Source organism: Oligoflexia bacterium (assembly GCA_034439615.1).
Classification (GTDB): domain Bacteria; phylum Bdellovibrionota; class Bdellovibrionia; order JABDDW01; family JABDDW01; genus JAWXAT01.
In genome coordinates, this window is sequence record JAWXAT010000008.1 from 69,602 (window position 1) to 94,171 (window position 24,570).

Consider the following 24,570-nt stretch of genomic DNA (forward strand, 5'->3'; position numbering starts at 1 on the left):
TTTACTTCCTTCCTTGGCCTGTGAGGATGTACTTACCCCCAAGGTTAGATGTATCGATCTCGATAAATTCAAAGCTGTTGTCGTAGTACATGACTTCAAGAGTGAGTTGTGAAGAATCAATTTCTATTGATGCTTGAAATATCTCGGTCGGTGATAAGACAAAATCTGTAGCTTCCTGCTCGAATTTAGGCTGATACTTGTCTAGGTCTTCAGGTGAATATCTTTTTACCTTTAGCAAGGTTGGGTCTAACAATTTGAAGCCTAAAGACTGGCGACCATTCCCTAATATTCTCAGTCTTCTAACAGGCAAGGATTCCTTACCAATATTAATTATAGTCATGCCGCCAAAAACTTTTGGGGTTAAACTTTGGGTTCCATTGTACCAAATATGAACGAGAGGCTTTTTGGTCACCTCCACAGACGCCTGTAGGTTTAGGGTGCTTTCTGAGACTTTCCACATCCGCCATGCCGCTAATGCTGAAACGACCGTGGCCACTGCACTAACACCTGTTGCCACCAACATAACCCAAGTTGATAAATCACTCATATACTTCCGCCCCAAAGATTTGCGGAATCTGCATCAAATAGAATGACTTCTAGAGGCGATCTCGCTGCACGCTCAACATTAAGGCTTTGCGCCTTATTAATAAGATCAGCAGGATAATTGGGATTACCACCACGGAATAAACTGATAAATATTCGTTTGATTTTACCTTTTCTGATATGACCTAAAATATGATCGTCAGAATTATTTAGTGAGTGTCCAAATACAAACAGATCGGCATCCTTCATGTCACACACAGCCTCAAAACTCCGAAGCGCTTTTGAAAGGTAGCCGTTATGATTTATTCGAGTTAGCTTTTGATCTGAAGTGCCTTCTGCCACGAAGAGAGGATAAAGGTCTTTAGTAATCGCATCTCTTACCTGAGAAATTAGGGGACGACCTGAATCTGCCCACACATATTTCCTAGTTTGGCTTCCAGAATCGTAAAGGTGCAAAGCTCCGTGTAGAAAGAAAAACGTTGGACTATGAGGGGAATCAAAAACGCGATAATCGATTCCAAACTCCTCATCTCCCAAACGAAACCCATCGTCGATATCGTCGGTTCGTGCCTCTCGACTATGTACAAGGACCCAGTACAATAAAACATCGTAATTGAGGGTGTATATCTTCTTAAAATTCGCTAAAAAAGAATTACACGAGATTTTTTGAGCATCTGTTACTTGATTGGTTGATTCAGGATGGCGAGAAGATATTGTTTCAACAAGAATTTGCTTCAATTTTTCTGCGTCAGATTTAATTTTGACCACAAGGTGTGGATCTGCTGAGTAAGTACCAGCTATTGTAGCCGCATTTTCCATTGCTCTGATAACTTTCTCAAAATCAGATGTGCCAATCTGATCAAAAATTGAAGCAAGCTCGGGTGATGACGAAAAATCGGCCTCTTCTCGAATGGAGCTATAAGAGAAAATATCTCTAAATAAAGCAGTACTAAATCCATTCCCTAAAAGGAGGTAACGTTTTGATGGATTCTGCGACTTAACAATAGCATCCTGAAAAGAAATTACGTTCATACTTTAACTCTCTTTTTTCCAGTGAGGAGTTGCTGCATGAGACCCTGTTTTTGGCGGCTATAAGCAGCCAAAATTTTTTCAATTGTACCGACTTCTTGAAGCAATCCATCCAAAACATTTGAAATCATTTTTTGCTCATTTTTACTCGGGATAGAGATTTTTAGCTGTGTCATTCTCTCTCTTGAGAGGTTGTATCTCGTTGCTCCTTGACCGAGTTTTACTATCTGGCTTCGTATTTTTTTTGATCGAAAGTAATGCAGTGCAAATTCGGGAATAAGAACTTCAAAGTTATTCAATCTAAATCCAAAACAAAAACTATTTAAATAGACAGCATCATGAGTATCAAGAATGACAGAACTCATGCCGACTTCGTCTGGTGTTTCAGAGGAGCCTGTAAAGATAATATCACCTAAGACAACCTTGTTTTGTTTTTCGCCATCGCTCACGCTGACGAGTTCGCACATTTCAAAATCGACACGAGGTTTTCTAAAAACAGAATTATAGGTTATGAACCTTTTGTCCCCACCAATAAAATCGTTTTTGTTTTTCCCTGATAGCCCATTATATCCTTTAGCAAGGTCATTTAAGACCCCACTCCACTTTGGGACCAAGGGATTCGTTAATAAATCTCTCATATAGGTGTAATGAGCAGACTTGAGTCTAACTATTTCTTTCAGCTTCTCAATCGCTTCGTCCCAAGTGGAAAGGATCTTGGCGATTTTTTCTTGTTCGTTGAGCGGAGGAATTTCCATCTCCACATTTCGTATCGAGTCCAAGCTAAGTCCAGCTTTTGAGCCAGAATCATTAAGCTTTTGTATTCTCTTTTGCACCTGAGGAGACGAAAGCTGATGTGCAATAAATTCTTTATGAATGTCTTTTGAATCGATACGAACCAGAGCAATATGCTGATTGATATAACTTGGGACTTTTGGCTCACTTCGGATATATCCCACAATTCCAAGGTCTGCTGTGATTGATACAAGTATGTCGCCAGTTTGAAGTCTGGTTCTCAATCCCTCCTGTGAACCAGATGGCAGAGAAACAAACTTCATATCGGAACAATCGAGATTTATATTATCTCTTCGGAGATTCGTAATTCTAATGAAGCGATCTCCTGAGCCTGAGTAGTATGCAGCCCAACCTCTCGATCCACTTGTTACGTAGGCATCAAGTCCACCGATAGATTTGATTTCCCACCCACTAGGCATCATATCCAAGCTCCTTCAAATAACCCTTCATCTGAGCTTGAACGGTGGATAGCTCTTTTTCTAATTGGTTAATTTCCTTCTGAACAGCATTGATGTCGATCTCGGTCTCTTCCTCGAAGGTGTCCACATAGCGGGGAATGTTGAGGTTGTAGTCGTTCTCGACGATCTCTTTCTTTTTAGCCTTGTAAGCATACTTATCGACGGACTCACGAGCCTTGTAAGTGTTAACGATCTTCTCGATGTCTTGTGTTCTTAGAGTGTTTTGATTTTTTCCGTCTTGGAACTCACGACTGGCATCAATGAATAAAACCGAGTCGTCTTTTTTCTTCTTCTTAAAAATTAAGATGGCAGCAGGAATACCTGTTCCGAAGAAAAGATTGGAAGGCAGTCCAATCACAGCATCAAGCAAATTATCGTCGATCATAGATTGTCGAATTTTTCCTTCGGCAGCTCCGCGGAATAGAACTCCGTGCGGAACAACTACACCGACGCGGCCAGAGTCTTCAGTGATGGTTTCCACCATGTGCGAGATAAAAGCGAAGTCGCCCTTTGTTTTTGGCGGCAACCCCCGATGGAAGCGGTTGTAAGCATCTGCGGATGCTTCCTCATATCCCCATTTCTCTAGCGAGAATGGTGGATTTGCCACCACGACCTCAAACTTCATCGTGCTATTTTTCTCGATGAGCTTTGGATTTCTGATGGTGTCGCCCCACTCAATTCGGGCGTTGTCCACTCCGTGCAGAAACATATTCATCTTCGCAAGGGCATAGGTCTGACCATTGACCTCCTGGCCATAAAGGTAGAAATCGTTGACGTCTTTTTTAAGAAGCTGATTTGCACACTTGATAAGTAATGATCCAGAACCGCAGGCAGGGTCACAAATGCGGTCACCCTTTTTCGGATCAATCAGTTCAGCAACCAACTCTGAAACTTCGGCAGGAGTATAAAACTCTCCAGCCTTTTGGCCGCCGCCTGCTGCGAACTTGCCAATGAGGTATTCGTAGGCACTACCAATAACGTCCAAGTTTCCAATCCTGCTTGGGCGAAGGTCCAATTTTGGATTATTAAAGTCTTCAAGTAGGGATTTCAGCCTTGTGTTTCGATCTTTCGTCTGACCCAACATGGCCTCGCTGTTGAAATCGATATTTCTAAAGACCCCACTGAGTTTTTCTTTGTTGGCATCTTCAATTTTCTCTAGGGCTACATTGATGATCTCGCCGATGTTGGATGCATTTCTTTGTTCAAAGATGTCTTTGAAATGGCACTTCTTTGGAAGAACAAATCTCTCTTTTTTAAGACGACTTTGGATTCGCTCTTTGTCGCCCTTATATTGCTTATCGAATTCTTCGTACTTTTCTTCCCAAGTGTCCGAGATATATTTCAAGAACAACATCGGGAGCAGGTAGTTCATGTAAGTGGCAGAGTTTAAAATCCCACGGAAAGTGTCGCAGGCTTGCCAGAGTATTTGATTGATTTCGTCTTGATTGACTTGGTTTTGTTTGTTGCTCATGTGTTTTCCTTTTGATTGCTAAATTTTGTTAGAGTCGCATCTACGAGGACCCGCCGTTTTTCTACGAGGGCCTCCATAATTTCTTTTTCCAGATTTGCGGCTTGAATTAGTTTGATGAAGCGATCTTGTTGTTGAAGTGGAGGCAATACGACCTCCATCTCGTTCAATAGATTCTTAGGGATGTTCAAGACAGAGCTGCCCATTGCATTCTGTTTAAAAAACTTCCCCCCGTGGATCTCGGAGTTGATGAACCAATGAAGATACTCGGCTCTGATTAGATTCTTTTTCACCGACAAAATATTGAACGTCGGTGCCGCCACAAGATTCGGTAAGTCGGCATCGACCAGAACACTGTATGGGAGGGAGCCACGGAAGACCCTCGGCACGAACAGGAGATCGCCTTTTTTGACCAACCGAGGCCCAATTCGGCCCTTTAAATTGATTTTATAGAGGGCCTCAGTCTTGACACCCGAATCCTTGGTCACATCTTTCATTTGGACGATAAAAAAGTCCCCGGACGGGGTGTTTTCTATTTTGTCCCGGATCGGCTGACCAAGGTAAATGTCGGTAACCTCAGATAGTTTTTTAATCATTATATTTTTCCTTGCGGTAATTAGATTACTGCGATATGATTATGTCAACAGTAATTAAATTATTGCAGAACTTTGAGGGGGAGTCGATGGCCAGAAAGGTCTTTTTTAGTTTTAAATATGAAGATGTTTCTAGGGCTATGGTTGTCCGAAATAGCTGGGTCACTCAGGGTGCTCCTACATTTCAAAATGTTGCATTGACCACATTAGCAAAAGGTAACTTCGATCAGATCAAAAAGAACAATGATGGGAAACAGAATTGCTGATGGTCACCAAGATTGAGAAACTTTTAAGAGCCGAGCCTAACATCATGGCGAAAGACATTGCCAAGAGGTTAGGCTGCACAAAAGGTGAACTCAATCCAATCCTCTACGCCAATCAAGACAGGTTCGCTGTGGATGCAGAGTATCGCTGGCGATTAATGGGGAAAGAGATCACGATTACTTTTGGGGGCGATTGTTGGGTCAATTGCGATTCGTTTGAAGTGACTTTACAAGATGCAGGTGATGGTCTTGAAAATGCCACAAAGGTTTCCTTCATTTTGCCTAAAGGCTGTTACTTTCTGCTAGACGCCTTAGCGAGATTGCTTGCCCTTTGTAATCAACTGGCTTTTAGAAAAGTAGATGTAACGATTGATTTCAGCAACGACGGAAAACTCAAACACTACTTGAACAGGGCTGGGTTTTTCGATCATCTCAACGAGAGCATCAATGTCTTACCTCAGCGACCGACGACTTCAACGGCCACAAGCCACAGGGGACAAAGTGAAAATCTTGTTGAGCTTGGTATCGTAACACCACATGAGGATGAGGACGCGAAAGATGAGCTAATAAAAAGGCTCACTGCTAAATTTCTATCTCTTACGGGCGACAACTATAAAACAGCTGTGTCCACGATCTTCGCCGAACTGACGGGTAACATCCAAGATCATAGTGAAACGAAATTAAATGGCTTTGCGGGCCTTCAAAAATATGGAGGACAGTCTCCCCATATTCAAACAATCGTTTCTGATAGTGGCGTTGGAATTGCCACATCTTTAAGGCCATCACTGCAAACGCATTACAAAACGCTGTACGACAAGTATCACGAAGAGAGCGTGGAGAATGACCTCGCCCTGGTAACCGAAGTGATGAGTAAGGGTTTAATCAGTAGATACGGAGCTGGGCGCGGCTTGGGATTTCAAACAAGTCGAGACAGAGCACTAAAGTTCAAAGCAAAGTATTCCGTTCGCCAAGAAAACTTCAGTTTGGAGTTTATCTTTGAAGACGAACAACTAAAGCGTGTTATCAAAAAAAAGAATCTAGCGAGAATTACAGGAACTCATATCTGTTTCGACTTCGTGATTGACTAGTCCTGTTTTTCCTGCTTAAATTAAGCAGATGAACCAGAAAAAGACCGTCATTAAATTGAAAGCCATCGTTGGTAAAGACACCGCTTTTGGTAACCCCTTGGGCCGTCAGGTCTATCAAAAACTACAGGCCGAGTTAGACGCGCATCCAGCAAGTAAAACCATTGGAATTTCCTTTGAGGGTATGGAGATGATGGACGCTTCCTTTGCGCGAGAAAGCGTTGTTTCACTCGCCAAAGCCAAAAGGGGCGAAGTTGGATTCTATTTAAGGGATTTTGCTTCCAAAGACCTGATGGACAACTTTGACTATGCCGCAAAAGCTAAAGATCAGCCGATGATCGTTATCAAAGACAAAGGTTTTGATACTATCGGCCCAGACCTGAGTGATGGCGTAAAAGAAGTGCTTGGATTTATTATGAAAAAAGGAATTGTAACAACCTCGATGGTTGCTGATGAACTGAAAATCAAGATCCCCAACGCCAGCGTTAGACTCAAAAAAATGCTCGATCAGGGCCTTTTGTTAGGCGGAAAAGAAGCCGCTGAGAGTGGCGGCCTTGAGTACAACTTCTTGGCTATAAAATAATCTCCTTAATCTGCTTGATTTAATCAGAATTCATGTCATACTTTATATGAAGAGCTGCGTTGGCGGCTTTTTTGATAACATCTGATTAAACTGATTAATTTAATCAGAGCACTTGTGGGGGAGATATCATATGGCAAACAAAAAACCTGTTCACACTGTCCCTAGCGGAAGCGGTTGGGCAAATAAACAAGGTGGAAAGACGACGTCCACACACCACACAAAGGCTAACGCGGAAACCGAAGGTCGTCGTCAAGCCAAGCGCTCTGAAACAGAACACGTTATTCACAAAACCAATGGGCAAATTGGCGAGAAAAATAGCTATGGGAACGATCCTTGCCCACCTAAAGACAAGAACTGAGGGTGCGCATCTTGAACGCGGATTCGGATAAGACTTTTAAGATTTTAGCTATTGATGGCGGGGGCATCCGAGGGGTTGTCCCCGCCCATATCATTCAACAAATGCACGCCAAATTTAGAGTCACCCCAGCACAACACTTTGATCTAATCGCGGGAACCAGCACAGGGGCCATTATTGCCGCAGCTCTTGCTTGTGAAATTGAACCGTCCGCGATCATCGATCTCTACAAAAAGCACGGGTCGCGTATTTTTCGCAAAAAGTGGTCTCTAATTCCATCGTCGCTTGGACTTGGCTGGCTTAAATCGCTACTCCATAGCTCCTACACCCACGATGAATTATCAAAACTGCTTAGGGAAGTTTTCGGGGATAAAAAACTGGGCGAAGTAAAAATTCCGCTGATGTTGCCCTCGACAGATATTGGCAATGGTCGTGTTCATGTTTTTAAGTCGGGCTATTCCGATAAATTCACCCGGGACCCCGATGTATTCGTGCGAGATGCCGTCATCGCATCTTGTAGTGCCCCGACTTTTTTTGATCCCTACAAGATGAAGGAATACCTTTTGGTCGATGGCGGGCTATGGGCAAACAATCCTGCATTAACCGCCACCATCGAAGCCATACACCGTATGAACAAAGATCCAAAATCCTTAAGGGTTTTATCGCTGGGAACTGGCCATGAAAAAACATATTACGAGCAGGTGCCAAGTTTATTTGGATGGGGTTTCCTCACTCGGTGGAAGCGAAAGAACTTTATCAGCCTTATTTTGTCGCTTCAGTCACAGGCGGCACACAACCACTTAAAACTGATGCTGCCCGAGTCGCAATGGATGCGACTTAATTTTGAATCCGACAAAGAACTTCCCCTCGATGATATCACCGCAGTCGATTCATTGATCGCCAAAGCGGACAAGCTCTTTACAGATGAGAGCGATAAACTCAAAGCATTTTTAGAAACAATTTAAGGAGCCTTATGCAAAATAAAAAACAAATCATTCTTAAAAAGATGCTGGCCGAACTGGATATCCCTGAGTCGGCATACGATAAAGCAGTGAAGCGGTACGAAGACATCGGGGATTGGTTCGGTCGCAAGGAATCTTCGCTCAACCAATATGATCCCCACGTTTTTTCACAAGGTTCATTCCGCCTTGGTACAGTGATTAAGCCTTTGAACCACAATGAAGAATATGACCTGGATTTGTCCTGCGTGCTTCGCCAAGGGATTTCAAAGAAAACCCACACCCAAGAGTACGTTAAGAACCTTGTCGGTAAAGAGCTGGAAGCTTATCGTATAGCACGAGGAATTCAGGAGAAACTTGAACTAAAACATCGTTGCTGGAGACTGATTTATCAAGACGAGTTGAGTTTCCATGCGGACATTGTCCCTGCGATCCCAGAAGACCAAAAACGGCGAATTGAATTGAGCGAGGCTATTCGCAAAAGTGAAAGTGACCAGTTTTCTAGCGCTGCGGAAACAACTATAGTCATCACGGATGACCGAAATTCAAACTACAGAACTATCTCGGATGATTGGAAAATCAGTAATCCAGAGGGCTACGCTTCGTGGTTTGAAGATAATATGCTAGGACAGACTCTCTATAATATGCTTGAAAAGGCTCAAGTTGATAAGGTTCCCACATACAAGAAAAAAACACCACTCCAGCAGGCCATTCAACTTTTGAAGCAGCATCGAGACATCATGTTTGCAAAAGCCCCCGATAAAAAACCGATTTCCATTATTATCACGACTCTGGCTGCTCGTGCTTATAATGGCGAATCAGATTTAGGTGATTCCCTCACAAACATTTTAAACAAAATGGAGTCCTTGGTTCGGACTGCTAAACCTCGTGTTCCAAATCCTGTTGACCCTAACGAGGACTTTGCCGACAAATGGACAACCGATACAACCTTGGAAGCCAATTTTAAAAATTGGCTTGCACAAGCCAAAGCAGACTTTGATTTCCTTGAAAAGTCTAACGATGTCCGCTTGATAGCTGGCAAAGTCAAAGACCGCTTCTCTTTGGTATTGAACGAGTCGGATCTTGCAAAGAGTCTTGGCATGTCCACAACCACTCCACATGCAAGCCCCTCGAGGGTTCAAGTTATTGACGAAAGTCGTGCGGCAAAACCTTGGGAATTCAATTCTTGAATGAACTTGGACTCCATCGGCCTGAGTGCCTTTCTTTCTGATTATCCCAATATGTCGGTCTCCGTCGTCACAGACGGATCGACCCACCTCATATTGAATGGCACTTTTGATTTCGTTGCTAAATTTAAGGATGAACCAGAGACCCAAGATGCATATTCGCTTGAAATTCGAGTGCCAGACAACTTCCCCTTGGGACTTCCCAAAGTTAGAGAAGTGAACGGTAAAATCCCTCGGGATGGTAAACACCACATAAATCCCGACGACACTCTATGTCTGGGCTCCCCCCTCAGACTGAAAATGCTATCTTATGACGAGCCAACTCTTTCGGGTTTTGCTTCCAACTGCATTATTCCGTATCTGTATTGGATCACTACAAGAAAATTTGCAGTCGGAGAATTAGCTCACGGAGATGCTGGAATCATAGCTGATTACATGGCATTGTTTGGATTGAATGATCCAAAACAAATAGCCCCGGCGCTCAAACTATTGGGAATGAAGAAGCGAATTGCTAATAAGAGACAATGTCCGTGCACGTGTGGATTAAGGTTGGGACGTTGTAAAAAAAGATTTACGCTAAACAAATTTCGAAATGTTTCCCCTCGCTGCTGGTTCAGAGCGCATCTTACAACCCTTGGGATCAAATCTGATTAAAAATAATAGTGTTGTTTGCTATTCAGCACCACAATGCTGTTGATTCAGACACCCAGTATTTCAATCCAATGCGCAAGACGCTGGCGAGATACGCCCAACATTCGGGCTGCTTCATTTCGATTGAACTTCCCAAGGTCGAGAGCGGCGCGGATGAAGTCGCGTTTTATTGTTTCAGCGTGAGAATCGATATTGAACCCGCCGGACTTGAGCGAAATCAACAGCTGTTCTTTTGCTGATGCAGTATCAGCCTTTGATAGACTTGGAGCAGACTTCTCAAGCCAGGAGTTCAACAAATTTGGAGTTATTTGTGGATTCACCGGATCTAAAAACGGCATTACAAAACTAACAAAGCCAACCAACTGCCTTACGTTACCGGGCCACCCATAACTCGCAAGTTCAGCGCGGACGGTTTCTGGGATGCCGACGTTGCTTCGGCGCTGAACTGCGAAATAATACTCAAGCAAATCGGAAATATCCTCTGGTCTATCTTGAAGAGCGGCCAGTCGCAAGCCGTGTACATCAAGCCTAAACAGCAGGTCTTCCCTAAACTTTCCAACGGCCACTTCTGACTGAAGATTTCTATTGGTAGCCGCGATCACTCTAAAGTCAAAAGCCTTCTCGTGATTTGAACCTATTCTTCTGACTTTCTTTTCTTGAAGGACCCTCAAAAGCTTCGCTTGAAACTCGAATGGTAGTTCACCGATTTCATCTAAGAAAATATCGCCGCCATGAGCTGCTTCAAATAGGCCAATCCTCTGTGTGGCAGCACCGGTGAACGCGCCTTTTTCATATCCAAAAAGTTCGCCTTCGATCATTGAGCCCTGAAACTCTGCACAGTTCACAGTGATAAAAGGTCTATTTGCGCATCCTTTAGCGGCCCATATTGCGCGAGCCACAAGTTCTTTCCCGGTTCCTGTTTCGCCTTGGATTAAAAATGGTCCATTTGATTTGCCAACGATAGCGATCTTTTCTTTTAATTCCTTTGTGGTGGAAGACCTTCCAACTATTGCATTAAACGAGTCTTCAAGCTCCTTAACGGTTACAACTTTATGAGAAAGCTTCTCTGCTTGTTGCTTGCGCCAAACCGATGCCTTGTGAATTACAAATGCGTAAGCGGAAGTATTGACCGAGCCTTTGACGATATAATCTACGGCTCCAGATTCAAGGCAATCGACAATCTTTTTTCGATCTTCAAGACCTGACATCATAATCACAGGTAAAAGTGGATCAATCTCTCTTACCTTTTTGAGTAGCTCAGTACCCAACATTGCACCCTTAAGGCGAATATCTAAAAACAGTATATTGTAGGGTACGGATTCAAGAAGGGTCAAAGCTTCTTCTGCCGACTCTACGGTTACAACTGAATGCTCATCGAAGATCATTCGCATGGAGTCCTGAATCAGCTTATCATCTTCGACGACAAGAATTCTCATTGAGGAACCTCCATGACAAAAGTTGAACCCATATTTGGTTTGGACATTACCTGGACATGGCCGCCATGCTGACGACTGATGCGGTCTACTATTGCGAGCCCAAGTCCAATTCCTTCGCTTTTTGGTTTTGTGGTGTAATAGGGCTCAAATATTTTTGGCAGCTCACTTTCGTGAATTCCGCTTCCGAAATCTTTTACAAAAACTAGAAGTCTCTTTTTTAATAGTTTTGCTTCTACAAGGATCATCCCATTTTGTGGAGACGCATCGATTGCATTTTCAACTAAATTAGTGATGGCTCGTCTAAGGCTAATCGGATCAACGAACACACTCTCGCTCGGGAAACGAAAATCCAGTTTCAAATTCTTCGATCTAATCCGTGGTGAGAGATCTTGAGACAATTGGTTTGCCAGCTCAGTCAGCATGACAGTTTTCTTTTCCTGAATTTCATCTCTTGAGTAATTAAGAAACTCCTGAATTCGACCAGTGACTTCTTCGGTGCGACGAGAAATGTCTGACAGAACTCTTTTGCTGTAATCTGGATTATTTTTCTCAAGAGCTAAGACAGCACAATCTCGAAGTGCACTGAGAGGGCTTTTAAGGTCGTGAGAAAACTCCATCGCAATACTTCCGAGCAGTGCTCGCTTTTGCGCATCGGCATTCGCTCGACTTAGTATTTCAAAATTTCTGAAATAACGAAGCACATAAACAACTGCAAAAACGAATGCTAGTGGAGCCAGATAAAACTTTACAAGATAGCTGCCGCCAACAAATCCCCAGAACACTGCCGTATCCCACATCTGCAACAAAGTGAGTACTGCAAACGTGGGAATTAGGATCACAAGATCTTTGGGAGGCTTTACCGGAAGCCTTTTGCTAAATGACCAAGAATAAATGGCGTAAACTAATCCCGCAATGGGTGTGCCTACAATAACTGGGAAAGACAACTGACAGGCTCTGACAAACTCAGGGTAAGATGCACCTTTAAAATAGAGTGCAGCGAACCATGCGATGCAAGCTACAAATGCTATACGAAACGGGTAGCGCACGGCGCGCGGAAAAAATAGAAGTGAGCAAATTGTTTCGAAGAGTCCCCAGTCACCAAGGACTCGTAAAATAAAATGAATCGCACTGGCATTAGTAACTGGCAAATATTCACGAGGAACAAATGAGAAGCTCACCATGAAGGCAGCTTCAGCCATGCAAAAAACCACAAAGCTAAAAACTGAACGGTCCATGTTAGCAAGCCGCCAACAGACAAAGGCAAGTAACCCAAGGATTGCGAGTACCAGCGCTTGCATGAGCGGAAAGGTTACAGACTCCATTGAAAGAATTCGTTCGTGAGACCGCATTGCCGCATAGTCGCCGATGAAGACTGGTCCTTTTGTTAAACCAAACCCGCTTCCATAGAGGCTCTCGGCTTCAACGCGAACTCGGAGAGTATCCCCAGCCTTGCCAACGAGGTCGACCCACATCGGAAAGTGCTTTGCTACGGACTTTAAACCTTGAGAATATCCTTGCGATTTAATGAGACGGTCATTGATGAATACTTTCGCAAGATCACCTATTTCTCCCAAAAACAAATAGCACGGAGTTGAACCGCACTGTTTAGGGATAATTATATTTCGAGATAGAACGGCTGTGGCTCCAGTTTGTCTATTTGTGAGACGGTCAAGTGCCGCAGGTAATTTGGCATCTTTAAATTCCACATTGCCGACTTGGATGGTCCAACCACCCGATGGAGTGTCGTAAATAAAACCACGGCCAGTATAGTTTTCAGCTGCAAACCGAAAAAGAAACAGTACCGATAGTAGACATACGATAAAGCCTAGATACTTCATCATGTCTTTGCCGCTATTACTCCCACCGATTCACGCCCATCAAGTTGAATATCTACGGGGAAATTAGGTCTTGGGATAACCACACTACGCTCAACTTTGAGTCCTGCTTTTTCGCAAACGCGGGTTAACACGTCGGCATCGAGCAAGTGCATCTGCGGAGGAAGAAATGGCGCTCTTTCGGGAGCCACCTTCTTAACATCCTCGATGAAGCCAGGAAATTCATGGCCTTGCTTTCTGCGCTCTTCATAGATTGGGATAAAGCTTTGAAAGTTCTTAAGGTAGGGCGTTTCATTGACAAGAAAGATTCTTCCGCCCTTGACGAGTTTTCTTGAGCACCAATTAATGCTTTCTTGTAATCTCTGGCCGTCAAAAAAATGTAGGACTCTGCAAATCAAGATATTGCTAACAGAGTTATCTTCAACTTTTTCAAGGCCATTTGGAAAATCAGCGTCAATGGTAATCAGTCGATCTTCAACTCCAAGTTCCTTGGCTCGTGAAGTAAGTACCTCAAGATGGCCTGGATCTAAATCAACTGCCATAATGGTGGCATTGCTGAGTTGAAGAGCTGGCAGAGTTGCAACACCGTACGCTGCTCCAATATCAATATTTAAACCCGCCGACTTTGCGCATGAACTTACCCATGCTTGTGACACCTCATCTAGATAGGTAGTCATATAACCCGTGTTATTGAAGGTCTTAACGAATCCGAATTGATCTGGTTCAGGCATTCTTGTCTGATTCACGATATCCCCCAAAGCCTTGATGGTTGTGCATTTCATGGTCTTTCTACCAAGGCAAACACAGTTTGTGGAGGCAAAAGTTTTTGCCTTGTAGGCAAAAATACAGACCTAATTTTTTTGTGAAATCCAAATTAATCGTATTTGAGCGCCCTTTGTAAGTTTTCCAGCGGTGGCACGAACTTTGAGATTGGGTCCAGTGCAAATCAACAAACGAAAGGAAAGTTCAAAAATGATTTCAAAGGCAATTACCAAACGCAAGGTCAGCATTACCCAGCTTCTCGCAAAGCTCGCTAAGGGCTTCAGTATTGGATCAGACTACAGGATGTATCCGGCATCTGAAGACACAGCTAACGCCGCAAAGATTCGGCAGCGAGCTCAACTCTATCGAGATGGGTTTTATTGGCACAAGTAAGATTTTAGTTTTTAAAAAAGGGGGAGAAATGGATTTCACACAAGTATTTAAATTATTCGAGCGACTTGCCAAGGAACGATTCTTTGGCAAACTCGAAATCAAATTCCGAAACGGAACACCGTATTTCTGCATCAGACAAGAGTTTATGCATGTGACGGCAAAGGGAATGATTCCCGTTGAACCCATGTCACAAGATCATCGTTCAAAATTAGAAGATCAACCACTTAAGGAGGAGTTATGAAACGAGTTGCACCTGTTATTTTTGTCTTGGGATTTAATCTCATTCCAATGCTTGCGGGAGCAAGTATTGAAAGTGCGATGTACTCACTAAGAACTCAGATGTCGACGGTGTTTATGCCAGCACTGTCACTAATTGGAATTGTGCTTGCGGCTATTTCTCTAGCTATGGGTCACCATAATGCCAAAAACCACATCACAATGGCTGTGATTGGAACAATGGTTGGCTTTGGAGCAGACAGCATTATTGATTTTATCCGACGTACTTTTGGAGGTGTTTAATGAGCATCTCCGTACCTCGGCACCTTAACAAGCGGCCACTTATTGCGGGACTTGAGCCAATTGAATTGCTGGCAGTAGCAACCCTACTTATCAGCTCAAACATACTGGCGAAGTTCTTCTCTATGTCAGGCCTCATGCCAGCAATCATTGCAGGCATCTCTTTTGGCGCAATGAAGCTCCTTAAGCGTGGAAAAGCTCGCGGCCATTTTATTTTTGTTCTCAGGCAACAACTTAAGCCACAGATCAAATGTGGCTACATCAGGGAGGGCTAAAAAATGTTAGCTGAGACTAAGCAAAAATGTTTTGAGCATGTCCCTTACTCTGACATCTCAGATGAGACAATTGAAACCTGGGACGGGGCACTCTGTGCTGGGTTTGAAATTAATGCGCTTGATGTTGAGTGTGCTGATACTTCGCAGCTTGATGATGTTGCTGCAAAGCTATTAGCACTCGTTAATGATTTAAGCTCAGAGTTTCAATATCAGTTCAATTGTCGAAATGAGATCAAGAAAGGTGAAAGCAGGAGGATTTTCACGGCATGGGTTCAGACAGAGGCGCAAAGAACAGATAAGCCGAATGTGTTCAAAACACGATTAGCGCTCGAAGCACTCAGTACGAGTAAGTCTCAACTTAAAAACAAACTCAAGGAGGGATCGGCAAGGCTAAGGATGGCCCTTGATGCCGCAGGCCTTAAATCAAAGCGACTAAGTGATTCTGAAATCTTTCGGGAAATGGGCGGTCTTTTTAGACCATTCAGTGAATGGCAGTACCATCACCTGATCTCGTTAAGGCAGGCAGACCTTGTTATCAAAGAAAACTCCTTTCACTACGACCATACTTTTTGGGGAGGAGTCAGTGTTTTAGATCTTCCTGACCAAATGCTTTCAGGACAAATGGCAAACGTCATATTACCTAATTTTAATTCCGTCATTTGCACAAAAATTATCCCAAGGAAGACTGAAGAAATTATAGATAAGCTTAAGAGACAGAGAAAAATCTCAGCCTCACTTGCAAACACTAAGACTCGCCTCAGGGATCTCGAATCAGAAGCAAAACTTCAGTCAGAAGACGAACTGCTCGAAGGGTTGATTGTGGGGCAAGAAAAAGTCTTTGAGTGCCAGGTCTCAGCATTCTTTGCCACACGATCTGAAGAATCAGGAGACACGGCCTCACTTGAGATTTCAGATTCTTTAAGAAGTGTTGGTTTTCAGCCGTATCGTGAGGCCGTCTCACTTTACCCGGTCTTTCAATCGTGTTTACCAGGTACGTCGGCAGAAAAGAACAGAACATTTCTTCTGCCCTCATCATGTGTCCAATCGCTTCTCCCTGTTTATGACATTGATCGTGGGCATCCAGAACCTGTCATTAACTTCAGAGACAGAATGAATTCAGCCGTAGGCATTGATCTCTGGGATTCAAGCCTTAACTCGTATAACGCCGTGATCTCAGGAACTTCAGGAAGTGGTAAGTCTTTTCTCTCTAATGTTATTTTAAAACGGCTTTCAGACCATGGGGACATTTCGACTTTCATCATTGATATTGGAGCAAGTTACAAGAGGCTTACTGAGCTTCAAGGAGGCCAGTACTTTACATTTGATCTGAACGGTAAAAATAGCTTTAACCCGTTGGGACAAGTAACACTTCGAGATCCATCAAGTGTTGAGGCTGCAGTTGATATTATTTCGGCCATTATTGGTGATCCAAAACATGGGATTGCCAAATACGAAAGAAATATTCTGCTTCAAGAAGTGAGCGAGCTACTTGTCAAAGATGAAGGCCCACTTACTTTATCGTTGCTGAGAAATGCTTGGCTTCATTCTGAATCAGCATTTTTAAAAAATGCTTCGACTATTTTGTATGGTTGGACCGAGGATCGGGCCTACGGCCGTCTCCTTGATAACACCAATAGTCTCAACGCTGATAGCAATTGGGTTTGCTTTGATTTAAGGGGCCTTAACGATCATGTTGAACTTCAAAGAGTACTGATGCTCGCAATCGTAAAACGATTGTGGGAAGTCGTCAGATACAAAGAAGGAAAGAAAATTCTTCTGTTAGATGAAGTGTGGGCTTTGATTCAAAACCACGCGGGCTTTATCGGCGAAGCGTTTAGAACTTTCAGAAAGCACAATGCAAGTGCAATTGCTGTTACTCAAAGTATTGAAGACATCGCCACAGAAACACTGACGTCTGCGGTACTTAATAACACTCCAACTAAGATTATTCTCAAGCAATCATTGCGGCCGGAACGTCTTCAAGCACTTCTTAGCTTAAATAAGCGAGAGCTAGAGATCGTTGGCTCTCTAAAAAGCATCAAGGGCCGCTACTCGGAATTCTTTATGATCAATGGTGATAAACGGCGCTTTCTCAGGCTTGAGCCAACGGCAGAAGACTACTGGCTCGCTACAACTAACCCGCAAGATTTGGAATTCATCAAAAAATTTATGTGTTCAAGACTTGAACTTAATGAGCTTCAGGCTTGTAAGGAAATCGCAAAACTCTACGGAAAGGAGAGACCATGAAGCGCATTTATCCATTTATCTTAAGCTTGGCATTTTATCTCACGGCCCTCTTAAGTCCAGCTACTGCGAAGGCTGACATGTGGGGCGGAGATGTTGCGGTCCTTGTGCAGATTCTAAGTAATGCTATTCAAACTCTAACCGTGCTTCAACAGACAATGGAAATTGCCAAGGGAGATTCTGATCTGCTTAAAAAGGTAAATCGAGACATTGAATCTGCTCTATCGGAGATTCATGCGATCCAAGACACAATCAGAGATACAAATGAGATTGGCAAAGCCAAAGACCCGGTAGAAGTTTTAAATCGCTTACGAATTATATATGGAAGGCTCCCTAAGATTGGAAACAGCCAACCAATGGAGTTTGCAGATAAAGTATCAGGGACCGCATTAGGTGTCGATAACGATGCCTATGCTCATGCGAGTCTAATTGATGCAGCTGGAACTAAAATCCAAGGACAAGCAAGAGGTGCTTCACCAGGCAGATCCCAGCAACTGACCGCTCAATCACAAGCTGTTATAATCCACTCTCTTGCACAAATTGAAAGAAATGGCGGGACCGTAGCAAGAGTAACAGCCACTCAACTTGCCATAGAAAACCAACGCGAAAAGAACAAGATTGAGAGTTTTGATCAGAGCTATTCAGGAATGACGACATCAAGGGCTGCCACTAAACCTGACATGGTCTTGGGAAGTCTCTAATGTCTGGTCAAGAGCTTCTTCCAATTGCAAAAGAACTTTATAAGCAAATGCAATCAATTGCATGGCTCATGCTTGGTCCTCTCTTTCTCCTTTCTTGTGTCGTTGCTTACATGCGTGAGCCTGCAAATTTCCCGGCATTTGAGATGATTCATCGAGTGACTATAACAATTGGGCTTCTGATGTTCTTTCCTGAAATCACATCGATGATTGCACAAGTGGCAAACGGATTGGCTGACCACTTAGGAGAAAAGCAAGCACTTGAACAGCTCTTTAAGCAGATTCAGCAGCAAACAGATCCAGCAAAGCAAGCCTCCATTACTCCATTTTTATTGAGCGCAGATATCGGAGTCGCATTACTTAACTACTTGAGCTATGCGCTCGTATACCTTGCCAAGTACCTCATGGTTGCCATTTATCACTTCTTTTGGTCACTACTTATGACCATCGCACCCCTTGCGATACTTTGTAATCTCTTTCGTGGGACTTCACACATCACAAAGCACTTGTTCAGTTCTTTGCTGGAAATTTCGACTTGGAATATCCTCTGGCAGATCATGGGTGTGATGCTCTTAGGCCTTAATGTACTTCACCCAACGGCTGCGAACTACTTTGATGCGATCTGTTTTAATTTTCTTCTAGTGATTGGACTCATTGGCGCGCCACTTCTTGTCCACTCATTCGTTAAGGGTGGCCTCTCAAATCCATCAAGTCTTTCTGCGGGGCCAATGCTTGGGGTCGCCTTAGGACCTGTCGGGAAAACAATCGCCGTTACCAAACAAGTTATGCAAACCACAAGTGCTGCAAGTCAGCGCATGAGGCGAACATTCGGAAAAGGAGGCAAATAATCATGGATGAATTATTAGGATCACGAAGATCAAGCGTACTTGCTGCACTGGTTAGCCAAAACATGACTCTTAAAATCGCACTTTTAATTGCTGGAGCAATACTTGTTGTGGAGACAATTACATTGGCTGTAGTTGCCACTAAGAAGCCTCTCGTTGTGGGACTTACAAAATCAGGACCTGAAGTTTTGAGTTTTGCCGATCAAGATGAAATCTCAGCCCCGCAAGTTAAATCTTTTCTTTTTGATTTATTGAGCCGCAAATTTCCACCAAACCCAACTGCAGATAAGTTGCTTAAGGTTTGCCCTCTTTTTGCAGAAGGACTTAAAGTCTCCTGTGAGAAGGAAATTAAAGACAAAAAATCAGTGATTCCTCAGGACTTTCTTGTTCGGGAACTCGTCTGGAACGACAGAAGCCAAACGGCCGTTATTCAGCTTAAACGGTATGCAAGCTTTAGTGGAAGTATCACGGCTGTTGAAAGTGTATTGAGTATTAAGCTTCAACAGAGGAACCGAACCAATGAAAACCCATGGGGATTGTTTGTGGAATCTTGGAAAGAGGAGATTCAGAAATGATCTTCTTACTATTAATACTAACTTCATTTGCAAATGCGTCTCCTGTTAAAGAGCTTCCACTTAAGCCGGGCGATATTGGAACTATAAACACCGCAATTGGATATAGCACTGTCATTCAGCTTACACAAAAGCCACTGAACGTTGTGATCGGTGATCAAAGTGCGTTCAGAATTGAATTCATTAACGACAGCCTCACAATTAAACCAGTACGTCCTTCTGCTAAAACCAATCTCTTTATTTTCACAGAAAATGATCGCTTTAACCTAACAATAAAAGACGGTGTAGCAGCCAAGGTTGACTATGTCGTTCGTCTGAGACGAATCTTTTCAGATCCCAGAAAAGCTGCCTTGCTCAATGATTCGAGAATTGCCAAGGGACTAAAGCTAACTCTCATTCGTATTTCACAGCGTGAGAACGGAAGTTTTCTAGATTTTACTCTGGAAAATAAAAGGAAAAAAGCAGTTTCAATAAGTCCTGAAAATATCCGTCTTGTAGTTTCTGGAAATGTCAGACCAATCAATAGCCTTTATATTGATCACACACTCATTAAACCCTCGAACGTCATCTCTGGAAGTCTTTCAGCGCCAAGCTTTGGTCTTAAAAACACAGTAACTATCTGGTTTGGACTACCTGGTGAAAAACCCGTGAAGTTTGTGTTTAGCAAGAAAGCGAGTCCTAAGAATAAGGAGGAGGTGCTCCGTGCGTTTTAAGGAATGGCTTAAAGATATTTTTCTCACTCAGCCGCAACTCGTAACCGGAAAGCGTCTCCCAAGATGGCGGCGAATATCAATTGCGGGAGTATCAGTATTTTTTCTTTTGATGATCTCCATGGCTGTTTTTGGCGAGGCAAGCACACAACCTGATTTTAAAAACTACCAGGCACTGACGCCTGAAGAAATGAGCAAACATGGAGTGATGGTCTTAAGTGGGAAAGATCGTGAAGCTCTCGAGGCAACTGGTAAACAGCACAAATCTTATACCATAGCTGACAGAAACTACTCAGGATCAGGTGCAGATCAGGGACAGGTCATATCTAGGAAAGACCGTGCCCATGGAGAATATGTAATCCCCGCCGGTAGTCGCGCTGAAGCGGTTCTTGATGGAGACTTAAACTCTGAATTATCTCAGAGCCCTGTTGTGGCTCAGCTCGTATCTGGATTTTCATTCGGCGGTCGAACTTTACTACCTGCTGGCACTAAATTTCTGGGCCGAGCTGGACAAGGACAAGACTCTGAAAGGGTCGCTGTCACATTTGATCAGATTGTACTTCCAAACGGTCATCAAATCTCAGCTGGTGGAATGGCTATAATGCAAGACGGCTCTCCAGGAGTTGTTGGAGATTTTCATTCGAACAAAGGATGGAAGGTTGCAGGAGCATTAGGCTCAAGCTTTCTCTCAGGTGCCGCATCAGCCTTTCAAACAACTCAAGGTAATGCTTTTGGTATTCAGCAGCCAGAGGGCTCTACGCGAAATGCAATTCTTAACGGTGTCGCCCAAACTACGCTCGATCAAGGAAAGCGATTTAGCGAAGAAGCTCAAAACGCCAACGGATACGTAACAGTTCCAAGTGGTACACGATTTCAAATCTATATTGAACGTGAGACAGATCTCTCGGGAGCTCTGCAATGAAGTTCTTTAAGAAGGCCACGGAAGGCCTCTATCTTGGCTTAAACGAAGTAGAACGCGCTACCTATTTGCCGGATCTCTCTCGCACCATGCACACCCAAATACTTGGCGCTACAGGTGTTGGCAAAACTGAATCAGGCATTTTCCCTATGATCTTTGATGACCTTCTCACAGGGAGGTCAGTTCTTTTTATTGATCCGAAAGCTGACAGCTCGACAATTCAAACCTTGATTCAGCTCTGCTCCATTTCCGGAAGAAGTCAGGATCTCATTCATATCGACTTAGGAGCACTCGACCCGGTTACGGGTTATAACCCCATGAAAGTTGGGTCTCCTTCAGAGCTCAAAGATAAAATTGTCGGATCAATTTTGTGGACTGAAGAGTTTTATAAGAAAGTATCTGAACGGGTACTATTAAATACCTTTTCGCTTTTCCGAGAAGCTAAGCTTCAAGTTTCAATCTCAGATGTCTGTCAGTTCTTAAGAGACCCTTCGTCTTTAGAAGCTAGTATTACAGTGGCCTCGCCTGATCTTGCCGAAGAGTATGAAACACTTCGAGCAATGATTGGCACAAGCCAGAAAAATCTTGAAGGCCTAATGGCCGACCTTGAACTTTGGACTAGAAGCGACATGGGGAAAATCCTCATGAACCACGAATCTGACTCTGTTCTCGATTGGATTAAGGCTAAAAAAGTTGTTTACGTGAGTCTCAATACTCTAGCTTTTGAAGAGTCCGCCAGACGATTCGGAAGGCTTATTCTTCAGGATTTAAAAACTGCCGTGCAACGACTTCAGGCGCTTGACACCAATCAAAGGCCTATTGCATCCGTCTACGTTGATGAGTTTGCCTCAGTCGCATCAAGCGGATTCATTGAATTACTAAATAAGGCGCGAAGTGCAAATGTCCGTCTGACTTTAGCTCATCAAAGCTTAGGAGACTTGACCCAAGTCTCAGATTCATTTGCAGATCAAATTCTTGATAACACGAATGTTAAAATGATTTTTAGGCTCGACAGTCCTGACACGAGTGACTTTTTCTCCAGACTCATTGGTACTCGAAAATCTGAAAAGAAAACGGTTCAGATTTCTGGCAACGGCATTTTAGGTGCGTCCCAAACAGGAATGGGAACCAGCAGAGATACTGAGGAATTTATTTTCTCGCCTAATGAGTTCCGCAGGCTCGCTCGAGGTGAAGCGCTTGTACTCACAAAAATTCCGTTTTCAGTTTCAAAAGTTAGACTTCAAGGGATTTCAAAACGCATTGAAGCGTATGAAGAAAACGAATCAAAAAGGAGGATGAGATGGCCAGGGTTTTCAAAAGGTTAGTTTGCTTGGGATTGGTCAGTGTGACCATTTCCGGTTGCTCAACAATTGGTAAGTCTACCGCAACAGGGGCTGGCGTTGGAGGTTTGGCAGGTGGAATCGCAGGAAGTTTTATTCCAGGCGATGAATCTTCAAAACCTAGAAACGTCATTATTGGTGCGGCTGCTGGTGCAACAATAGGCGCATTGAGCGGCGCGCTTATTCATAAATCCATGGAGGATAAAGAGCGCGAAGCATTCGCAAAAGGGCAAGTTGCTGGCAAAAGCAGTTCTTCTCGCGGGACTACTGTTGCCTCAGGTAATAGTTCAGGCAGTCGCAAGTACGTTCCACCGAAGATTGAACGCAGATGGGTCGAAGATGAAATTCGGGGCAATGTTTTAGTTGAAGCTCACTATGAACAAGTGATCGTCGAAGAAGGACACTGGGAGTAAATGATGAATAAAACAGGACGCATTTATCTTCAGCAAACAGATCGCGAGTTTTTAGAAATGTGCTGCCATTTTGGATATCTAACGGCCAACCACTTTGCAGAGTGGATCTACAAAGGGACAATCCCTAATGCGAGAAGAAGACTACTGATGCTTTGTAAGGCAGGATACCTTCGCTTCGTTAGCCGTCGAGAAGAGGCCGGTCTTAAAAAAGTATACATTCCAAATCTCGAGAAACTTGTCGGAATTGTAGAAGACCAGGAACTTGAGAGAGGTAAATTGAGCTGCCAATCAAAGCCATGGTTTAGGTCTTTGAGTCGGCATGAGGATATAGTTCGTGATTGGGCAATCAGACTGCAAAAGGCTTTTCCAGAAGCTGATGTGGATCTGGATTTCATGTATTTGAAATCATCCGAAAATTCAAATAAGGTAGATCCACGTGCCTGCAGCTTGTTCCCAGATATTACACTTCGCAGATGGGGAAAGCCTGACATTGCATTTGAAGTAGAGCTAAGTAGGAAATGTTCGAGCCGTTACTTAAGAAAACTATTAAGTCTTTTGGCTTCTCCAAATAGGCCTACAGTCTATCTCGTTGAAGATTCCTCGGTATTTGCCGCAGTTCATAAGCAAATTGACATCGCTCGCCAAATTCTCAAGCGGAGAAACCAACAAACGAAGTCTGAAGTGTTACTTATACTCTGTAGCACGGTTCAAGGTGATGGAAAACTCGCTCAGCTCGTCGAAAAAATTGAATCCGGAAAGTGCGCTTCTGAGTGCGCTACTATTGAACGCACCAAAGAGCGCACTTTAAAAGATAAAGAGAATTTAGAGATGATTAGTTAAAACAGTTATTTAAGCTCGCCCGCGCACTCAGGCGGCACTCCTTTAATGCTCACTGACCACCCCCTCTCTACGTAAACTTCGAGAGAAGGTGGTCAGTGAGCGGAGTAGCAAGCCAGAAGTGCACGGGCGAAAAATAAGAAGGAGAATTTCAATGAGTGAAGTTAAAGAAAAAAAAGAAAAGACAAAGATAAAAACAGAAAAAGCAAAACAATGGAAGGTCGGGATTACTGAACAGGGTTGGAAGATACTTGAGAAATTTGTAGTAGATGTAAATAAGACGTCAAAAAGAAAGATCAGGGTTCCAGAGGTCTTGGAATTCGCTGTTGAGAAATTGGTCGTGCGGGACATTCCCAAAGTCCAAGAGCGTTCTTATACGGCCGACGATAAAATGGAAGTCATGTTTGACGAATACAATGCCCGAAATCCGGAAAAGCCAATGAGCCGAGATGAGTTTAAGGCCGCAATGATTACGGCATTCGAAAAGCAGGTATTAAGCAAACTGGCAAAGGCCCAAAAGCTTGAACTTGATGTTCAGCCGGCGGATGAATAAGTCGTAATTTCAACGGGTTATATCTGAATAAACCTGTGCTATAAATAGTAAGAACTGGAGAGTCATATGGATACAAAGAAATATAAGACACCTCAAAAAAATGCCGGCACTCGTTTAAGGGAGCTTTCCAAGAAACGACGTGAAAGCATCAAGCCTTCAAAAGAGTTTCTGGAGATATTTGAGAAGCCCGCTAAAGATGAAGAGGAAAACAAGAAGTCGGCAAGGCCAAGTCAAGACCGTGATGCTGAGGTCTAAA

General features: G+C 43.4%; 28 protein-coding genes. 20 read left to right on the plus strand and 8 right to left on the minus strand.

Going from position 1 to position 24,570, the window contains the following annotated elements:
• Position 1: 1 nt before the first annotated feature.
• Genes SGI74_02170 through SGI74_02190 form a run of 5 tightly spaced genes read right to left on the minus strand, consistent with a single transcriptional unit; the run spans position 2 to position 4,886 of the window.
• Entirely contained in the window at positions 2–547 is a 546-nt protein-coding gene (locus tag SGI74_02170; protein MDZ4676288.1) for a hypothetical protein, read from the minus strand.
• Complete coding sequence (locus SGI74_02175) at positions 544–1,575, minus strand: DUF4917 family protein (GenBank protein MDZ4676289.1); 1,032 nt, start codon at positions 1,573–1,575, stop codon at positions 544–546. Before SGI74_02175 ends, SGI74_02170 begins: the two co-directional genes overlap by 4 nt.
• Positions 1,572–2,786: a restriction endonuclease subunit S gene (locus SGI74_02180; protein ID MDZ4676290.1), complete on the minus strand. Its 1,215-nt coding sequence runs from the start codon at positions 2,784–2,786 to the stop codon at positions 1,572–1,574. Before SGI74_02180 ends, SGI74_02175 begins: the two co-directional genes overlap by 4 nt.
• Positions 2,776–4,293 carry a type I restriction-modification system subunit M gene (locus SGI74_02185; protein MDZ4676291.1) on the minus strand — a complete coding sequence of 506 codons (1,518 nt, stop codon included), beginning with the start codon at positions 4,291–4,293 and terminating at the stop codon, positions 2,776–2,778. Before SGI74_02185 ends, SGI74_02180 begins: the two co-directional genes overlap by 11 nt.
• Positions 4,290–4,886 carry a restriction endonuclease subunit S gene (locus SGI74_02190; protein ID MDZ4676292.1) on the minus strand — a complete coding sequence of 199 codons (597 nt, stop codon included), beginning with the start codon at positions 4,884–4,886 and terminating at the stop codon, positions 4,290–4,292. Before SGI74_02190 ends, SGI74_02185 begins: the two co-directional genes overlap by 4 nt.
• A gap of 86 nt (positions 4,887–4,972) precedes the next feature.
• On the opposite strand from SGI74_02190, the gene SGI74_02195 reads away from it, so the two are divergent.
• From SGI74_02195 to SGI74_02220, 6 genes are all read left to right on the plus strand, one after another.
• Positions 4,973–5,149: a TIR domain-containing protein gene (locus SGI74_02195; GenBank protein ID MDZ4676293.1), complete on the plus strand. Its 177-nt coding sequence runs from the start codon at positions 4,973–4,975 to the stop codon at positions 5,147–5,149.
• A complete protein-coding gene (locus SGI74_02200; protein MDZ4676294.1) occupies positions 5,149–6,234 on the plus strand; it encodes an ATP-binding protein in 1,086 nt (361 codons plus the stop codon). Before SGI74_02195 ends, SGI74_02200 begins: the two co-directional genes overlap by 1 nt.
• Before the next feature lie 28 nt (positions 6,235–6,262).
• Positions 6,263–6,814: a helix-turn-helix domain-containing protein gene (locus SGI74_02205; GenBank protein MDZ4676295.1), complete on the plus strand. Its 552-nt coding sequence runs from the start codon at positions 6,263–6,265 to the stop codon at positions 6,812–6,814.
• Positions 6,815–6,944: 130 nt separating this feature from the next.
• On the plus strand, positions 6,945–7,172 hold the full coding sequence (locus SGI74_02210; GenBank protein ID MDZ4676296.1) for a DUF2188 domain-containing protein: 228 nt from the start codon (positions 6,945–6,947) through the stop codon (positions 7,170–7,172).
• An 11-nt stretch (positions 7,173–7,183) separates the two neighbouring features.
• Entirely contained in the window at positions 7,184–8,134 is a 951-nt protein-coding gene (locus tag SGI74_02215) for a CBASS cGAMP-activated phospholipase (GenBank protein MDZ4676297.1), read from the plus strand.
• 8 nt (positions 8,135–8,142) lie between these two features.
• Positions 8,143–9,318 (plus strand): nucleotidyltransferase, encoded by a 1,176-nt coding sequence (locus SGI74_02220; protein MDZ4676298.1) that lies wholly within the window; start codon positions 8,143–8,145, stop codon positions 9,316–9,318.
• A 695-nt stretch (positions 9,319–10,013) separates the two neighbouring features.
• Here the strand turns inward: SGI74_02220 and SGI74_02225 are convergent.
• From SGI74_02225 to SGI74_02235, 3 genes are read right to left on the minus strand one after another with little or no spacing between them, the layout of a single operon-like run.
• Positions 10,014–11,402, minus strand: a complete 1,389-nt coding sequence (locus SGI74_02225) for a sigma-54 dependent transcriptional regulator (GenBank protein ID MDZ4676299.1) — start codon at positions 11,400–11,402, stop codon at positions 10,014–10,016.
• Positions 11,399–13,243: a HAMP domain-containing sensor histidine kinase gene (locus tag SGI74_02230; GenBank protein MDZ4676300.1), complete on the minus strand. Its 1,845-nt coding sequence runs from the start codon at positions 13,241–13,243 to the stop codon at positions 11,399–11,401. The genes SGI74_02225 and SGI74_02230 overlap by 4 nt, the downstream gene beginning before the upstream one ends.
• Entirely contained in the window at positions 13,240–13,983 is a 744-nt protein-coding gene (locus tag SGI74_02235; protein ID MDZ4676301.1) for a class I SAM-dependent methyltransferase, read from the minus strand. The genes SGI74_02230 and SGI74_02235 overlap by 4 nt, the downstream gene beginning before the upstream one ends.
• Positions 13,984–14,420: 437 nt before the next feature.
• Here SGI74_02235 and SGI74_02240 point away from each other — a divergent pair, with 437 nt between their 5' ends.
• From SGI74_02240 to SGI74_02305, 14 genes are all read left to right on the plus strand, one after another.
• Complete coding sequence (locus SGI74_02240) at positions 14,421–14,633, plus strand: hypothetical protein (protein MDZ4676302.1); 213 nt, start codon at positions 14,421–14,423, stop codon at positions 14,631–14,633.
• Complete coding sequence (locus SGI74_02245) at positions 14,630–14,911, plus strand: hypothetical protein (protein ID MDZ4676303.1); 282 nt, start codon at positions 14,630–14,632, stop codon at positions 14,909–14,911. Before SGI74_02240 ends, SGI74_02245 begins: the two co-directional genes overlap by 4 nt.
• Positions 14,911–15,183, plus strand: coding sequence for a hypothetical protein (locus SGI74_02250; protein ID MDZ4676304.1), 273 nt, complete (start codon positions 14,911–14,913; stop codon positions 15,181–15,183). Before SGI74_02245 ends, SGI74_02250 begins: the two co-directional genes overlap by 1 nt.
• 3 nt (positions 15,184–15,186) lie before the next feature.
• On the plus strand, positions 15,187–17,430 hold the full coding sequence (locus SGI74_02255; GenBank protein MDZ4676305.1) for a DUF87 domain-containing protein: 2,244 nt from the start codon (positions 15,187–15,189) through the stop codon (positions 17,428–17,430).
• On the plus strand, positions 17,427–18,128 hold the full coding sequence (locus SGI74_02260; GenBank protein MDZ4676306.1) for a hypothetical protein: 702 nt from the start codon (positions 17,427–17,429) through the stop codon (positions 18,126–18,128). Before SGI74_02255 ends, SGI74_02260 begins: the two co-directional genes overlap by 4 nt.
• Entirely contained in the window at positions 18,128–18,973 is an 846-nt protein-coding gene (locus SGI74_02265) for a hypothetical protein (GenBank protein ID MDZ4676307.1), read from the plus strand. The genes SGI74_02260 and SGI74_02265 overlap by 1 nt, the downstream gene beginning before the upstream one ends.
• 2 nt (positions 18,974–18,975) lie before the next feature.
• Positions 18,976–19,545 (plus strand): hypothetical protein, encoded by a 570-nt coding sequence (locus SGI74_02270; protein ID MDZ4676308.1) that lies wholly within the window; start codon positions 18,976–18,978, stop codon positions 19,543–19,545.
• On the plus strand, positions 19,542–20,255 hold the full coding sequence (locus SGI74_02275) for a TrbG/VirB9 family P-type conjugative transfer protein (GenBank protein ID MDZ4676309.1): 714 nt from the start codon (positions 19,542–19,544) through the stop codon (positions 20,253–20,255). The genes SGI74_02270 and SGI74_02275 overlap by 4 nt, the downstream gene beginning before the upstream one ends.
• On the plus strand, positions 20,245–21,174 hold the full coding sequence (locus SGI74_02280; GenBank protein ID MDZ4676310.1) for a TrbI/VirB10 family protein: 930 nt from the start codon (positions 20,245–20,247) through the stop codon (positions 21,172–21,174). The genes SGI74_02275 and SGI74_02280 overlap by 11 nt, the downstream gene beginning before the upstream one ends.
• Complete coding sequence (locus tag SGI74_02285) at positions 21,171–22,496, plus strand: TraM recognition domain-containing protein (GenBank protein MDZ4676311.1); 1,326 nt, start codon at positions 21,171–21,173, stop codon at positions 22,494–22,496. Before SGI74_02280 ends, SGI74_02285 begins: the two co-directional genes overlap by 4 nt.
• Positions 22,472–22,924, plus strand: a complete 453-nt coding sequence (locus SGI74_02290; protein ID MDZ4676312.1) for a hypothetical protein — start codon at positions 22,472–22,474, stop codon at positions 22,922–22,924. The genes SGI74_02285 and SGI74_02290 overlap by 25 nt, the downstream gene beginning before the upstream one ends.
• A gap of 3 nt (positions 22,925–22,927) precedes the next feature.
• The gene (locus tag SGI74_02295; GenBank protein ID MDZ4676313.1) at positions 22,928–23,764 is read left to right on the plus strand and encodes a hypothetical protein; all 837 of its coding nucleotides are present in this window, start codon (positions 22,928–22,930) and stop codon (positions 23,762–23,764) included.
• A gap of 151 nt (positions 23,765–23,915) precedes the next feature.
• On the plus strand, positions 23,916–24,314 hold the full coding sequence (locus tag SGI74_02300) for a hypothetical protein (GenBank protein MDZ4676314.1): 399 nt from the start codon (positions 23,916–23,918) through the stop codon (positions 24,312–24,314).
• Between the two features lie 66 nt (positions 24,315–24,380).
• Positions 24,381–24,569, plus strand: a complete 189-nt coding sequence (locus SGI74_02305; GenBank protein MDZ4676315.1) for a hypothetical protein — start codon at positions 24,381–24,383, stop codon at positions 24,567–24,569.
• The last annotated feature ends 1 nt before the right edge of the window (position 24,570 follow it).

Excerpts from the sequence above, each read along its gene's own strand:
- SGI74_02250 (MDZ4676304.1), top strand. The coding sequence starts at position 14,911 with ATGAGCATCTCCGTACCTCGGCACCTTAACAAGCGGCCACTTATTGCG.
- SGI74_02255 (MDZ4676305.1), top strand. The coding sequence starts at position 15,187 with ATGTTAGCTGAGACTAAGCAAAAATGTTTTGAGCATGTCCCTTACTCT.
- SGI74_02195 (MDZ4676293.1), top strand. The coding sequence starts at position 4,973 with ATGGCCAGAAAGGTCTTTTTTAGTTTTAAATATGAAGATGTTTCTAGG.
- SGI74_02275 (MDZ4676309.1), top strand. The coding sequence starts at position 19,542 with ATGATCTTCTTACTATTAATACTAACTTCATTTGCAAATGCGTCTCCT.
- SGI74_02190 (MDZ4676292.1), bottom strand. The coding sequence starts at position 4,886 with ATGATTAAAAAACTATCTGAGGTTACCGACATTTACCTTGGTCAGCCG.
- SGI74_02220 (MDZ4676298.1), top strand. The coding sequence starts at position 8,143 with ATGCAAAATAAAAAACAAATCATTCTTAAAAAGATGCTGGCCGAACTG.
- SGI74_02260 (MDZ4676306.1), top strand. The coding sequence starts at position 17,427 with ATGAAGCGCATTTATCCATTTATCTTAAGCTTGGCATTTTATCTCACG.
- SGI74_02230 (MDZ4676300.1), bottom strand. The coding sequence starts at position 13,243 with ATGATGAAGTATCTAGGCTTTATCGTATGTCTACTATCGGTACTGTTT.
- SGI74_02270 (MDZ4676308.1), top strand. The coding sequence starts at position 18,976 with ATGGATGAATTATTAGGATCACGAAGATCAAGCGTACTTGCTGCACTG.
- SGI74_02185 (MDZ4676291.1), bottom strand. The coding sequence starts at position 4,293 with ATGAGCAACAAACAAAACCAAGTCAATCAAGACGAAATCAATCAAATA.
- SGI74_02170 (MDZ4676288.1), bottom strand. The coding sequence starts at position 547 with ATGAGTGATTTATCAACTTGGGTTATGTTGGTGGCAACAGGTGTTAGT.
- SGI74_02305 (MDZ4676315.1), top strand. The coding sequence starts at position 24,381 with ATGGATACAAAGAAATATAAGACACCTCAAAAAAATGCCGGCACTCGT.
- SGI74_02175 (MDZ4676289.1), bottom strand. The coding sequence starts at position 1,575 with ATGAACGTAATTTCTTTTCAGGATGCTATTGTTAAGTCGCAGAATCCA.
- SGI74_02290 (MDZ4676312.1), top strand. The coding sequence starts at position 22,472 with ATGGCCAGGGTTTTCAAAAGGTTAGTTTGCTTGGGATTGGTCAGTGTG.
- SGI74_02210 (MDZ4676296.1), top strand. The coding sequence starts at position 6,945 with ATGGCAAACAAAAAACCTGTTCACACTGTCCCTAGCGGAAGCGGTTGG.
- SGI74_02225 (MDZ4676299.1), bottom strand. The coding sequence starts at position 11,402 with ATGAGAATTCTTGTCGTCGAAGATGATAAGCTGATTCAGGACTCCATG.
- SGI74_02265 (MDZ4676307.1), top strand. The coding sequence starts at position 18,128 with ATGTCTGGTCAAGAGCTTCTTCCAATTGCAAAAGAACTTTATAAGCAA.
- SGI74_02205 (MDZ4676295.1), top strand. The coding sequence starts at position 6,263 with ATGAACCAGAAAAAGACCGTCATTAAATTGAAAGCCATCGTTGGTAAA.
- SGI74_02285 (MDZ4676311.1), top strand. The coding sequence starts at position 21,171 with ATGAAGTTCTTTAAGAAGGCCACGGAAGGCCTCTATCTTGGCTTAAAC.
- SGI74_02200 (MDZ4676294.1), top strand. The coding sequence starts at position 5,149 with ATGGTCACCAAGATTGAGAAACTTTTAAGAGCCGAGCCTAACATCATG.
- SGI74_02245 (MDZ4676303.1), top strand. The coding sequence starts at position 14,630 with ATGAAACGAGTTGCACCTGTTATTTTTGTCTTGGGATTTAATCTCATT.
- SGI74_02240 (MDZ4676302.1), top strand. The coding sequence starts at position 14,421 with ATGGATTTCACACAAGTATTTAAATTATTCGAGCGACTTGCCAAGGAA.
- SGI74_02295 (MDZ4676313.1), top strand. The coding sequence starts at position 22,928 with ATGAATAAAACAGGACGCATTTATCTTCAGCAAACAGATCGCGAGTTT.
- SGI74_02300 (MDZ4676314.1), top strand. The coding sequence starts at position 23,916 with ATGAGTGAAGTTAAAGAAAAAAAAGAAAAGACAAAGATAAAAACAGAA.
- SGI74_02180 (MDZ4676290.1), bottom strand. The coding sequence starts at position 2,786 with ATGATGCCTAGTGGGTGGGAAATCAAATCTATCGGTGGACTTGATGCC.